Annotated in this window: 10 protein-coding genes; 6 read left to right on the top strand and 4 right to left on the bottom strand. The window is 41.7% G+C overall.

The annotated features are described in order from the left end of the window. Positions 1-905: 905 nt before the first annotated feature. Together JMX13_RS00415 and JMX13_RS00420 are read left to right on the top strand one after the other, a co-directional pair. Positions 906-1,895 carry a LysR family transcriptional regulator gene (locus tag JMX13_RS00415; protein ID WP_201544900.1) on the top strand — a complete coding sequence of 330 codons (990 nt, stop codon included), beginning with the start codon at positions 906-908 and terminating at the stop codon, positions 1,893-1,895. Positions 1,896-2,291: 396 nt separating this feature from the next. Further along, positions 2,292-3,680, top strand: coding sequence for an NAD-dependent succinate-semialdehyde dehydrogenase (locus tag JMX13_RS00420; RefSeq protein WP_201608860.1), 1,389 nt, complete (start codon positions 2,292-2,294; stop codon positions 3,678-3,680). Between the two features lie 163 nt (positions 3,681-3,843). On the opposite strand, the gene purN is transcribed toward JMX13_RS00420, so the two are convergent. Both purN and purM read right to left on the bottom strand, forming a co-directional pair. Continuing rightward, positions 3,844-4,533 (bottom strand): phosphoribosylglycinamide formyltransferase, encoded by a 690-nt coding sequence (purN, locus tag JMX13_RS00425; RefSeq protein ID WP_201608861.1) that lies wholly within the window; start codon positions 4,531-4,533, stop codon positions 3,844-3,846. Continuing rightward, positions 4,533-5,582, bottom strand: coding sequence for a phosphoribosylformylglycinamidine cyclo-ligase (purM, locus tag JMX13_RS00430; RefSeq protein ID WP_201608862.1), 1,050 nt, complete (start codon positions 5,580-5,582; stop codon positions 4,533-4,535). Before purM ends, purN begins: the two co-directional genes overlap by 1 nt. A gap of 374 nt (positions 5,583-5,956) precedes the next feature. Here purM and JMX13_RS00435 point away from each other — a divergent pair, with 374 nt between their 5' ends. From JMX13_RS00435 to JMX13_RS00445, 3 genes are all read left to right on the top strand, one after another. Then, positions 5,957-7,063, top strand: a complete 1,107-nt coding sequence (locus JMX13_RS00435) for an AI-2E family transporter (RefSeq protein ID WP_201608863.1) — start codon at positions 5,957-5,959, stop codon at positions 7,061-7,063. 294 nt (positions 7,064-7,357) lie between these two features. Further along, a complete protein-coding gene (gene hda / locus JMX13_RS00440; RefSeq protein ID WP_201608864.1) occupies positions 7,358-8,161 on the top strand; it encodes a DnaA regulatory inactivator Hda in 804 nt (267 codons plus the stop codon). Between the two features lie 66 nt (positions 8,162-8,227). Beyond that, complete coding sequence (locus JMX13_RS00445; RefSeq protein WP_201608865.1) at positions 8,228-8,926, top strand: DUF2057 family protein; 699 nt, start codon at positions 8,228-8,230, stop codon at positions 8,924-8,926. A gap of 122 nt (positions 8,927-9,048) precedes the next feature. Here JMX13_RS00445 and JMX13_RS00450 read toward each other — a convergent pair whose 3' ends face one another. Together JMX13_RS00450 and JMX13_RS00455 are read right to left on the bottom strand one after the other, a co-directional pair. After that, on the bottom strand, positions 9,049-9,537 hold the full coding sequence (locus tag JMX13_RS00450; RefSeq protein ID WP_201608866.1) for a Dps family protein: 489 nt from the start codon (positions 9,535-9,537) through the stop codon (positions 9,049-9,051). A gap of 352 nt (positions 9,538-9,889) precedes the next feature. After that, positions 9,890-10,555: a YcxB family protein gene (locus tag JMX13_RS00455; protein WP_201608867.1), complete on the bottom strand. Its 666-nt coding sequence runs from the start codon at positions 10,553-10,555 to the stop codon at positions 9,890-9,892. Between the two features lie 498 nt (positions 10,556-11,053). On the opposite strand from JMX13_RS00455, the gene serS reads away from it, so the two are divergent. Continuing rightward, on the top strand, positions 11,054-12,340 hold the full coding sequence (serS, locus tag JMX13_RS00460) for a serine--tRNA ligase (RefSeq protein WP_201608868.1): 1,287 nt from the start codon (positions 11,054-11,056) through the stop codon (positions 12,338-12,340). Positions 12,341-12,644: the final 304 nt, after the last annotated feature.

Consider the following 12,644-nt stretch of genomic DNA (forward strand, 5'->3'; position numbering starts at 1 on the left):
TATAGTCTCCTTGGTGGGGTGTAAAAAACGAAAATTTAATTGTTAAAATAATTAAAGATGGGGCAACTAACTTGTTATCTTACGAACTTTGTATTTTACTAAAACCTAAACCTAGTTCTTATTGTCACTATATCAAGCTTGTATGACATCAAATATGACAGTTTGCATGATCTAGTCAATTTAATATCGCTCAAACTAGGTTGCCGCTTAATCATATAATCTTACTTACCCTAAACAAACCTGCCTATTAATACAAGGGGATTACTGAACTTGCCAGTTAAAAATTATTCAGGTAAAAGCTAGTGGGTAAAAATATGTGCTAACTATTAAATGATTATAATTAAGTAACCGTAGCTAGCTGATAGTAGTATTTATTAAAAATGTTCTATGCTTAGAAAGTATCTATGAAAGCGTTGAGTATTTATGGGTCAGCGGTGGCATATTTAATGATAAGAGGTGTTACAATAATCAATGCTGTCTATCTATAAAATAGGCGATGAGAAGATAGTTTATGATGGTTTATTGTCCACTCAATCGTATCTGCTATCCCGACTTATTTTCAAAATACTTTTATTATTAAGCGTTTAGACTCATTATATTTAATGCTAAAAGCTTGTTTTTACAGTCTTGGCTGTATTTGGTCTACGGCAATCACTATAACTGCCTTACCAAGATTTATCTAATTTATGATTATTATCTTGGGTATTTTATTTGGTTATAGTGTATATAAAACAATGGCTTATGATGGTTAAACTAGGTTATAATAGAGGTATTCTAGAAGAATTCAGTAAAAAATATACTTATATTATGCTGTTATAGTAGGTTTAGTTAAAATAACAGTGCGAAAAATACCAAGTTTGCTCAAGCTTATTGTGGTATTTATTCTAAGGCAAAGAGAAAAATATATGAATTTGCAGCGGGTTGATTTGAATTTATTGGTACATTTAGATGTGCTGCTTCGCGAAAAAAATGTGACACGTGCTGCTGAGCAGCTTGGCATTACCCAGCCTGCGATGAGTAATATTTTGCGACGTTTACGCAAACTGTTTAATGACCCATTATTGGTACGTTCATCAGAAGGTATGACGCCAACTGAGCGTGCGCTTGAGCTGCAACCACGCATTCGTGAGATACTGGCAGATTTGACCCAAGTGCTTGAGCCGCGTACCGAGTTTCGCCCTTATAGCACCTCCCGCGTTTTCCGTATTATGACTTCAGACTACGCTGAGGCGACTTTGGTGCCAAAACTGGTTAAAGCACTGCGTTCTGAAGCGCCCAATGTTATTTTGGATTTCTTGACGCCATCTGACGTTTCATACAGAGATATGGAGCAGGGGCGGGTAGATTTGGCAATCAACCGCTTTAACGAGATTCCACAAAGCTTCCATCAAGTATTGGTATGGCGTGATACCTTTAGCTGCCTACTGTCTTCTGAAAGTCCTTATGCTCATCGCTTTAATCTCAAAAACTATCTAAAAGCTCAACATGTTTGGGTGTCTAAAACTGGTATGGGTGTGGGCTTTGGGGTTAATCCAGAAAAATCTGGCGGACTTGGCTCTATCGATCAGGCGCTGCAACGCTTAGGGCAAAAACGCCAAATCAGTGTTTTTACCCGCCATTATCAAATGCCCGCTATGCTCGCGGCAAATAAGGATTTGGTTGCAACCTTGCCCACTCGGGTGGCAAAAATGCAGGCAAATAACGACAGTATCATCATGGAAGAACCGCCATTCTTTATCCCAGAGTTTGAGCTGACCATGGCATGGTCGCCTTTATTGCAGCATCATCCAGCCCATCGCTGGTTGCGTCAGCTTATCATGCACGTTGCTCGCCAAATCGTCGATGATGAAGAGAATCCACCGCAAGAGATACCAATTATTAATCACTTATTCTAATGCGCTAACAATAAAATTAGCATTTAATAACGCAAAAAAGCCAGCCCATGTCTCATGTGCTGGTTTTTTTTATTTGTCTACTTTCTTGGTGATTTAGCTTTTAAGCTTTACCTATCATTCAAGCTTATAAGGTCATTTAAGATTATAAGGTTCCAGATAGTTTTTATAAGACTGTCACATTATTAACATCATACGCACACTTCTTTATAACTTGTAAACCTATAGCCAATACATTTTGTTATGCTAAATAGACGTTAAGAAAAAAGACAATTATAGCGGGCATTGTTAAGTGATTCGATAATATCGACTTATTTGATGATAGATTGTTTTTTAACAATTGTGCCTCGCTGATTAAGTATTCATTAAATAATAATCAAATAAATAAGGATAACTATCATGGCAGATATTACTACTGTGAACCCAGCGACGGGTAAAGACATTAAAGACTATACTTATATGAGTAGCGATGAAGTCAATAAAATCATCGATGCCTCGCACAAAGCCTTTTCAGAATGGCGTTTGGTCAGTGCCGATGAGCGTGCCAAAGTAATCAACTCGATTGGCGATACGCTAATGAAGTATAAAGAAGAGCTCGCGAAGCTGATGACCGAAGAGCGCGGTAAGACGTTAGAGGCGAGCTTAGGCGAAGTAGATCTATGTAAAGCAATTTGTGATTTCACCGCTGCTGAAGGAATTGCCGCTCTAGCGAATGATGAGCGCGATATTGAAGGTATTAAAAAAGGTTTGATTAGCTACAATCCTATCGGCATTATCTATGGTATCCAGCCATGGAACTTTCCCGCTTATCAAGTATTCCGCTACACCATTGCTAATTTAATGGCTGGTAATAGTATCCTGCTTAAGCACGCCTCAAACGTAACAGGTTCAGGGTTGTTGATTGAAAAAATCATGCATGAGTCTGATTTACCAAACGATTTGTTCCGTACGCTCATCATTAATCATGATCAGTCAGAGCAAGTCATTGAGCACGAAAAAGTACGCGGTGTTACCTTAACCGGTAGTGATGTCGCCGGCCGAGTGGTAGCGCAGCAAGCGGCTAAAGTGCTGAAAAAGACCGTTATGGAGCTTGGTTCGAACGATGCCTTTATCGTATTAGAAGATGCGGACTTGGATTTAGCGGCTACTACTTGTGCGCATGCACGTTTATACAATAACGGTGAAACTTGTATCGCAGCTAAACGTTTTGTGGTCGTCGATAGTGTTTACGATAAATTCCGTGATCTGGTTATTGAGAAATTCAACAGCTACAAGGTCGGCGATCCAATGGAAGAATCGACTGACGTAGGTCCGATGTCAAGCAGCAAGCAGCGTGATGAGTTGCATAAGCAAGTGCAAGAAAGTGTCAGCAAAGGTGCGACCATTACTTTAGGTGGTGAAGTACCTGATAAGCCGGGTGCCTTTTATCCACCAACGATTTTGGAAAATATCAAACCAGATCAACCTGCTTATAAAGATGAGTTATTTGGTCCGGTTGCGGCACTTATTCGTGCCAAAGACCAAGACGATGCTTTCAGAATTGCTAATGACAGCCGTTATGGACTGGGCGGTGCTATCTTTTCAAAGGACGAAGAGAAGGCAATTAATTTAGCCCAGCAGCATTTTGACACCGGTATGGTTTACATCAATGGCTATAACTTAGTCAATCCAGGATTGCCATTTGGTGGTGTTAAAGACTCAGGTTATGGTCGTGAGCATGGTGGCTTTGGTATCAAAGAGTTTGTCAATATCAAAGCTGTGCACGTGGTTGGTAAAAAACCTATTTAATTATTAAAATGTTTTAGCCTTGTTTTTTTAAATGCCTTGTTATTCAGTAATGGGGCATTTTTTTTGCTATAAATTACCGATCATTTAAGCACATAAAAAAAGCAGAACCATAACCGGTTCTGCTTTTCTATAAAATATAGCTCTATATTTAAGGCTTCAGTGCCTAATTATTTATCCATAGCTTTAAAGGTAAAGCGGGTAAATAAGATGATTCAGCATTATTATGCGGATTATTCAGATCAATGATACCTTTAGCAATCAGTAATATCGTCCATGGTAGCAGTTGATGTTCACCCTGTTGTACGCGTGCTTGTAGGCTATCAGCAGTGTCTTTTTGATTGACTTCAAGCAGGGCTTGGGTCAAAACAGCACCGGCATCAAGCTCGGCGGTGACCACATGGATACTACAGCCATGGTTGCGTTCACCAGTTTGTATGGCACGCTGATGGGTATCGAGACCCTTATAAGCAGGCAGCAGAGCAGGATGCAGATTAATCATCGGCGCAGGGGCATTCTCGATAAATGCGCCACTTAATACGCGCATAAAGCCCGCTAAGACAATCAAATCAGGCTGCCAAGCGCTTAGCTGCGCGCTGGCATGGGTTTCAAAGGTTTTGATGCCCATGCGTTTGCCGCTCGCAACGTGTGACAGCACAGCGACTGGAATAGATGCGTCATTGGCACGTGTGATGGCATAAGCGTCTTCACGGTTACTGATGACACCTACTATTTCAATCGGTAATGCCCCAGCTTGCATGGCATTAATCAATACTTGCAGGTTGCTACCACTACCAGATACCAGAACGGCAATGCGTAACGACTTATTATTAACTTTTGTCTGACTGTCTAACATTAATGGTACACCACGGCGTCCGCTTCACGGCTAACCATCTCGCCTAACTTCCATGCCTTTTCACCAGCATCGGTCAAGGTTTGAATAGCAGCATCTGCTTTATCTTTAGGGACAACGATGACAAAACCAACACCGCAGTTAAAGGTACGGTACATCTCGCTTTGCTCGATATTACCTTGGGTTTGTAGCCAAGTGAACAGCTCTGAGAACTTCCAGCTGTTGGTATCAATGCTAGCGGCTAGATTCTCCGGTAGTACACGTGGTAAATTATCCGTTAAACCGCCGCCGGTGATATGTGACATGGCATGTAAAGATGAGCTACCAAGAGTGTCTTGCAATGCTCTAATCGCTTTAACATAAATGCGAGTAGGTGCCATTAGTGCGTCTTGAATAGGCTGGCCGTCTAATTGCTCATTGCTAATAGTAATATCAACGCCGCTGACTTCGATGACTTTACGTACCAATGAATAACCGTTTGAATGCGCGCCACTTGAGGCAAGGGCGATTAATACATCGCCTTCTGCCACGTTTTCACCAGTGATAACTTCCGCTTCTTCGACTACGCCGACGCAGAATCCCGCTAGGTCATAATCATCATCTTGATACATGCCAGGCATCTCAGCCGTTTCGCCACCGATAAGTGCGCAATTTGATAATTTACAGCCTTCACCAATGCCAGTGACAACAGTAGCAGCAACATCGACATCAAGCTTGCCTGTCGCATAATAATCTAAGAAGAATAATGGCTCAGCACCGCAAACCAATAAATCGTTTACGCACATAGCAACCAAGTCGATACCGATAGTGTCATGACGGTTTAATTGTAATGCCAGTTTAAGCTTGGTGCCGACACCATCAGTACCCGAAACCAATAACGGTGAGGTGTAACCAGTCGGAATACGACAAAGCGCCCCAAAACCGCCAAGTCCGCCCACAACCTCAGGACGAGAGGTGGCTTTTGCCACTGATTTAATACGCTGTACCAACGCATCGCCAGCATCAATATCAACGCCAGCATCTTTGTAGCTTAAAGAAGGCTTGTTACTCATGGTCATCTCACAAATTTTATAGGGAATGAAGGTCTGTCAGTAGAAAAGCGGATCGGTCGTGTTAATTTCGCAGATAGTGCGCGCATTATACCCAAAAATGACCCTTGCCCGCAAAGCAACTTAGCAATATTTGGCTGATATTTGAAGAAGATTGCTAATAAAGACTGTATCAGGCTCAATAAAAAATTAAGAAACAAAAAATGACTGCTTTTTTGTTGGACTCTGCGATAATAGAACGCCAAAGTCGTTGGCAAAACCTACGACAATGACACTGCTAAATAACATCATAAATATAAAGTTGCTAACGACATAACTTGATTAAAAACCATCATAAGCCAGCATTTTACATTGACTTAATCGTAGGGTTACCCTTAATGATAAACCAACCAATAGATCCCTTTTTCCGGCGCTTATTCATCGTCGTTGCGATTGTTGTGACCGTGTTTTTATTGTATTTGATGATGCCGGTTATCGTACCGTTTATCGTTGCCTTTGTACTGGCTTATTTATTCAATCCGCTGGTCAAGCGTTTATCAAAATATATCAAGCGTTGGATGGCGATTATTATTGTTTATTCGACCATTACGCTTGGTATGGTGCTGCTGCTTTGGTGGTTAATACCAACCTTATGGCACCAACTGCAAGCGGCGTGGGAATATCTGCCCAAAGTATTAAATTGGTATAACCAAGTTGTGCGTGAGTGGTTTGCCAATAATAGCCGCATTCGTCTGCCAGAACTAGAAGCTAAAGGTTTTTCTGAAACCTTGGTTGATTATATGCAGACCAATTACAAGTTTGCTGACGCCAGTACTATGATGAGTCAAATACTGGCTTCTAGTATGAATTTTATCAATAATGCTGGCTTGATTGTCTTGGTGCCGATTTTAACCTTTTATTTCTTGTTTAATTGGGACAAGCGTTTACAGACGTGGCGGCTCGCTATTCCGGCGGCTTATAATGAAAAAGTCGTTCAGATTGCCAAAGAATGTGATCAGGCGCTGATGGCATTTATTAAGGGCCAGCTGTTGGTCATGGTACTACTGGGCGCGATTTATGCGATACAGTTGCAGCTTATCGGACTTGAGCTTGGCTTGATTATTGGTATGGTCGCTGGGGTTGCTAGCTTTGTTCCGTACTTGGGTTTTGGTATCGGTTTTATTTCCGCGATTATTGCCTGTCTGTTCCAGTTTGGCTTAGACTGGACTTATCTAGCGTTGATTGTTGGGGCATTTTTAGTAGGGCAAGCGGCAGAAGGTTATGTTTTGCAGCCACTATTGTTAGGTGACAAGATTGGTCTGTCACCGTTATGGGTTATCTTTGCGGTATTGGCAGGGGCAAGTTTACTGGGTTTTGTTGGTATGCTTATCGCGTTACCGGTGTCCGCTGTGCTTAATGTTTTATTCCGTCATCTGTATGCTTATTACCAATCTACTGACTTTTATAAAGGTCGTAAACAGTTGGCTTTATTTGAAGAAAAATAAATTTATAATAAAGTGACCTTGTAGCGCTTTTTTTTGCTAGTTAAGTGTGAATTTTAGCACCTCATCAATCATTTATAATTTATTGTAAAATGGATAAATAGGGATTGATTGGGCTTAATGGGTAAAAGACTTGTCAGTCATTTTGCAAATATGTTATATATAGGCGCAGTATCAACGGTATTTGCCGTTACTAGGTTGGCTTTGCTAAGTGTAAAAGTTAGCAAAGCCAGTTTACAGAATATTAGTCGTTTAGCCTTTTTAGTGATTGCGCTACGCAAACCGAGTTGATGATTCATGGCAGAAGCACAGCTAAGTCTCAATCTGGACATTAAGCATGATGCGAGTCTCAGCGACTTTGCCGGTCCGGGTTGGATATCTATTATCGATGCAGTGCGGCAGCTCCATGTCGGCCTGATTGGTCAGCTGTACCTATTTGGCAGCCCAGAGACGGGCAAGTCGCACTTATTATCCGCCATTTGTGAGTCGTTTATTGAGATGGACAAATCGGCAATTTGTCTGTCATTGAATGAGCTGATTCATACCGATGTCAATGTTCTATCCTCTCTAGAGAATTTTTCCCTGCTTGCGATTGATGATTTAGAGGTGCTTGAGCAAAGCAGTCAATGGCAAGAAGCATTGTTTCACCTGATTAATCGTAGCCGAGAAGGGCAGCGTCAGCTGATTTTTGCTTCTAACAAACCGGCGACCGAATTACCATTTCAGCTAACAGACTTGCTTACCCGTTTGGCGCAATCGCCAAGCTTTAAAGTGCCGACAGGTCACGACTTGGCAGACCGTCAGGCATTGTTGCAATCTATCTTACGCCGGCGTGGTTGGCAGTTCGATGAGCGCATTATTGATTATTTGCTTACTGAAGGCCCGCATCGTATCGGCGCTATGATGGACGTACTGAACTATATCCAGCCTATGTTCTCCAATCTTGGGCGTAGTAATATATCCAAAGCGGTCATCAGTGATGCGCTGCGCACCATCGATGAACAAACGCTTGCCGCCGAGCTTGCCGATATCGCCCAAGAAACGCAAGTAGATAATGAGGTCGCCAATCAAGACCAACATACTATGCCGCTCGATTTTTAATCTTTAGTTTTTAACAATCATAAACACGCCCTTTATACCGCCACCTTACTATCTCTGGAATAACTTATGAAACCAAACGCTTCTTTGCTAAAAAAACTGACTGTTGGCTCGTTACTAATGACTGCTGGCTCAGTATCGATGTTATCGCATGCTGCAGTGACCTTGCTGGTTGATGACCATATCAAAGTGACTGCGATTAATGGCCAAGAAATCCAGCAAAGCGCGTTTCAGCCATTGAAGAAGTCTTTTACTCTAGAGCCGGGTCAGCATGCGATTACCGCTAAATATGATCGTTTATATAACTTGCGCCGTGATGAACACGATTATTTGCGCTCGGGTAATGTGAGTGTGACGGCAGAATTGAAAGACAATCAAACCTACCGTCTCACCATGCCAAATCAGCCAGAAAAATATGAAGCGGCAAGAGAATATGCTAAGCGTCCAACACTGGCAGTGCAGCAGAATAACACTATCGTGGCAAGCCAGCAGAGTCTAGGGGGTAATCAAGGTGGTTTGTTGTCAGGTTTGGGTAAAACATTGGGCGGCGTATTTGGTGGCGCTGATGATGCCGAGCTACAAAACCAACGTGCGATAGCTGCTTTAGGTCAACCTACTGCCAGCACTGTAAATACAGGCGCAGTGACCACGATTTCGCAAACCACAAGCGCTGCTGCATCTACCAATACTTTAGATCAGTTTATGCAAATTTGGCTCCAAGCAACCCCAGCTGAGCGCGAGAAAATGCGTCAGTGGATTCAGAAGTAAAAAGTAATTAATTGGCAAACCCAGCGCAAAAAAAGCACCTATTAGGTGCTTTTTTCTTACTTATTCATTCACTAATGACGTTTTTATAAACGGTAATTTAGTGATAACCGATTCTTCAGCAGTTATTTAGCCAAAAAAGCGTTATACATCCAAATCAGCTTTTCTTGCTGTTGTACGTACTCATCAACTAAGTCAGCCGTACCTTGGTCTTCAGCTTTCTGTGCTAACGCTGACACTTCACGTTGCTCTTCAATCAGCGCTTGTAGGCCAGTCACCACGCCTTTCACACAAGCATTACCGTCTTTTACGTTTTTATCTTCTTGAATGCTAGTATGTTGGCTAAAGTCGCTATAAGCATGAAGCGGCGTGCCACCCAAGGTTAAAATACGTTCAGCGATTTCATCAATTTCAACTTGCAAATTGGTATACAGCTCTTCGAACTGTGGGTGCAAAGTGAAGAAATGCTCACCTTTTACGTTCCAGTGATAGCCACGTACGTTGATGTAAAACATATGATAGCTTGATAATAAATTGTTTAGCTTCGCAATCACTTCGCTCATATCTGCTTTTTCTAGACCGATTTGGTTGGTCGCATTATTAGTATTACTCATAATATTATCCTTATAGTTTGAGTGTTCATTTAATAGGCTGATTATTTTTATAAATGTAAACTTTAACAGCCTGACATAAATGTAGAAGCCTAAGAGTGTAGCAAGTCGTCTCCTGCATTGCTATGCTCGTTATATATCTTCTATGCTTTTTATTGCTTCTACACTTTATCTGTTCATGCTTATTATAATAGCAAAGAAACCATGATAAGTTAAATTTAATTAATCGAATTCTCTAATTGATTTACCTAAACCACGGCGTCTTTATTATTTAGTTTTGGCTATTCAGTCTATATTATACAATTCAAGCTATCGTACAAGGCTAATAAGTCATGCTAACAACCTAGCAGCCGATTTATACTTTTGCAGGTGGTTGCAAGTTTTCAGGATTTAAGCCTTTAGCAGGAATCACTTCTAGTAAATGCTGACGTACCGTATCGATTGGAAATTTCTGCGCTTGTAAGCGTTTCGGAACGATTTGGCTGCCTTGCTGACCTTTCATCTCAAACATCATAAAGATATAGTCATCGGTTTCATCCCAGCTTTTAATCGCAGTCCATGGAATAACCGCTTGCTGAGTGCTACCGGGACGCATTTGCATGCCGCGCATCTGATTGCTATTAAACATATCAGGCTGATTGACCGGCATTGCCATCACTAGACCGTGCTTTTGCACCCCCAATTTCATCTGGCGCATTTCATCGGGCATTTCTTGGTCAGCGACTTGTTTTTCAAACTCTCTTTTGACATACCATTTAAAGCCAAGGGTACGAACCAACAGATAAATGACCACAGACGCTAGCATGAGCCAGAAAATAATGGTCGAATAACCGGTCAAAAAAACCAGACCAGCAAGGGCTAAAATGACAGCTACTGCCATAATAATCCACTCTTTTATTTTAATGCTCGACAGGCCAAAAGAGGGGCTGGCACTGGCAAATAGCTCATACTGTGCTTGGTGAAATTCAGCCTCAGTTAAGTTTAAGGCGACAGGTTGTAGCGTGTAGGGGTACAGGGCCATAAAGGTTTCTCAGATACTTAGATTAAAAGCGTGGGATGAAAAGCGCCAAAGCGAAGCTGCGATGCCGTGCTTGGCTGGCAGTAGAATAAAGATATGCGCTTATCTTACCGAAAACTGCTCTTAAATGAAACATATAAGCGGGTCTGTTGACGGATAGCAGGGTTATTTCTCAGATAGCATCGTTATTTATGGGATAGTTAATCAGATGGCTTGGTTAATAAGAGAATTATGCGGCTTATATTACGGCGTCTTTACTTAGCAAAGCTGCCGTAAAAAACAGGCGAGATTTAGCTGAAATATAGCCAAAATATGGTCAAATCTGCTGGGTCTTGGTATGATAGTGACTATTATTTATTTTTATGATTGACATAGCATCATTGCGCAGCTTTATAACGATATTATAAGGCTTTGCGCGCCATTTCGTATTTTTTCAGTATAACTTGGCTACTATTTTCCCTTTTTATTTTTCACTCACTTTTAGCGCTACAGGCAACTATTATGATTGACCCAAAACTCTTACGCGGTGATTTAACGGATTTACAACAGCAGCTGGCCACGCGTGGTTATAAGCTTGATATGGCGTTTTGGCAAAATATTGAAAACGAACGTAAATCCTTGCAAGTCAAAACTGAAGAGCTGCAATCGCGCCGTAATGCGGGTGCTAAACAAGTGGGTGCGCTCAAAAAATCCGGCGAAGATGCCAGTGAATTATTAGCAGAAATGCAAAGTGTCAGCGGTGAGATGAAAACAGCCGAAGATGAGCTGCGTACCTTGCAAGAGCGTATTAGCCAAGCGGCAATGCAAATCCCAAATATCCCAGCAGCAGATGTGCCATTTGGTACGTCAGAAGACGATAATGTCGAAGTGCGCAAATGGGGTACGCCGCGCGCGTTTGACTTTGAGATACAAGATCATACTCATATCGGCGAAACGCTCGGTATGCTTGACTTTGAAGCGGCAGCTAAGTTGACCGGTAGCCGTTTTAATGTATTAAAAGGTCAGCTTGCGCAAATGCATCGCGCTTTGATTCAGTTTATGCTCAATACCCATACCATCAAATACGGCTACACTGAAACCTATGTTCCTTATATTGTGAACTCTGAGAGTTTAAAAGGTACGGGTCAATTACCGAAATTTGAAGATGATTTGTTTAAATTGACCAATCATACCAATAATGAAGGTACAGATTTTTATCTGATTCCAACCGCGGAAGTACCGATGACCAACTTGGTACGTGGTGAGCGTTTGGATATCAAAGAGTTGCCATTAAAATTCACCGCCCATACCCCATGCTTCCGTAGTGAAGCGGGCTCACATGGGCGTGATACCCGTGGTCTGATCCGTCAGCATCAATTTGAAAAAGTTGAGATGGTCAATATTGCTACCGCTGAGCAATCAGATGACTTGCTTGAGGCGATGACTGGACAAGCAGAATACATCTTACAGCAGCTTAATCTGCCGTACCGCGTGGTCAAATTATGTACGGGTGATATGGGCTTTGCGGCGCAAAAGACTTACGATATCGAAGTCTGGTTACCAAGCCAAGAGACCTATCGTGAAATCTCTAGCTGCTCAAACTGTGGCGATTTCCAAGCACGCCGTATGGGTACGCGCGTTAAAGATGGTAAGCAGACCAGTTTGGCGCATACGTTAAATGGTTCAGGTTTGGCCGTTGGTCGTACCTTACTTGCGGTGATGGAAAATCATCAAAACGCTGACGGCAGTATCACGATTCCAGAAGTGTTGCGTCCATTTATGGGTGGTATTGAAACCATTAGCGCTTAATAAGTCAGTTATCTATCATAATTTTCAACAATAAGCGGCGAGTTTCTATGTTGACTCGCAGTTTGTGATTAGCAATCTAACATTGTTTGTCGTTTAACAAAACTGATAGGAGTGATTGCTAAATACAAACGCTCCTGTCAGCGCATTTTTAGTTTGGCTTATGGCAAATATGTTAAGATTGTCATTTAATATGGTCGTTTAATTAAATCCCTAATTCTTAAGAGCGTTTATCGCGCTCTTATTGTACTGTTCAGTCGATTTTTTGCTTGTCATCCATACTTCTCATTTGAATATTAGGACACTC

The organism is Psychrobacter immobilis (genome assembly GCF_904846285.1).
Lineage (GTDB): Bacteria > Pseudomonadota > Gammaproteobacteria > Pseudomonadales > Moraxellaceae > Psychrobacter > Psychrobacter immobilis_D.

Coding starts and splice junctions, on each gene's coding strand:
- JMX13_RS00450 (WP_201608866.1), bottom strand. CDS start 9,537: ATGAGTAATACTAATAATGCGACCAACCAAATCGGTCTAGAAAAAGCA.
- serS (WP_201608868.1), top strand. CDS start 11,054: ATGATTGACCCAAAACTCTTACGCGGTGATTTAACGGATTTACAACAG.
- JMX13_RS00435 (WP_201608863.1), top strand. CDS start 5,957: ATGATAAACCAACCAATAGATCCCTTTTTCCGGCGCTTATTCATCGTC.
- JMX13_RS00455 (WP_201608867.1), bottom strand. CDS start 10,555: ATGGCCCTGTACCCCTACACGCTACAACCTGTCGCCTTAAACTTAACT.
- JMX13_RS00415 (WP_201544900.1), top strand. CDS start 906: ATGAATTTGCAGCGGGTTGATTTGAATTTATTGGTACATTTAGATGTG.
- hda (WP_201608864.1), top strand. CDS start 7,358: ATGGCAGAAGCACAGCTAAGTCTCAATCTGGACATTAAGCATGATGCG.
- JMX13_RS00420 (WP_201608860.1), top strand. CDS start 2,292: ATGGCAGATATTACTACTGTGAACCCAGCGACGGGTAAAGACATTAAA.
- purM (WP_201608862.1), bottom strand. CDS start 5,582: ATGAGTAACAAGCCTTCTTTAAGCTACAAAGATGCTGGCGTTGATATT.
- JMX13_RS00445 (WP_201608865.1), top strand. CDS start 8,228: ATGAAACCAAACGCTTCTTTGCTAAAAAAACTGACTGTTGGCTCGTTA.
- purN (WP_201608861.1), bottom strand. CDS start 4,533: ATGTTAGACAGTCAGACAAAAGTTAATAATAAGTCGTTACGCATTGCC.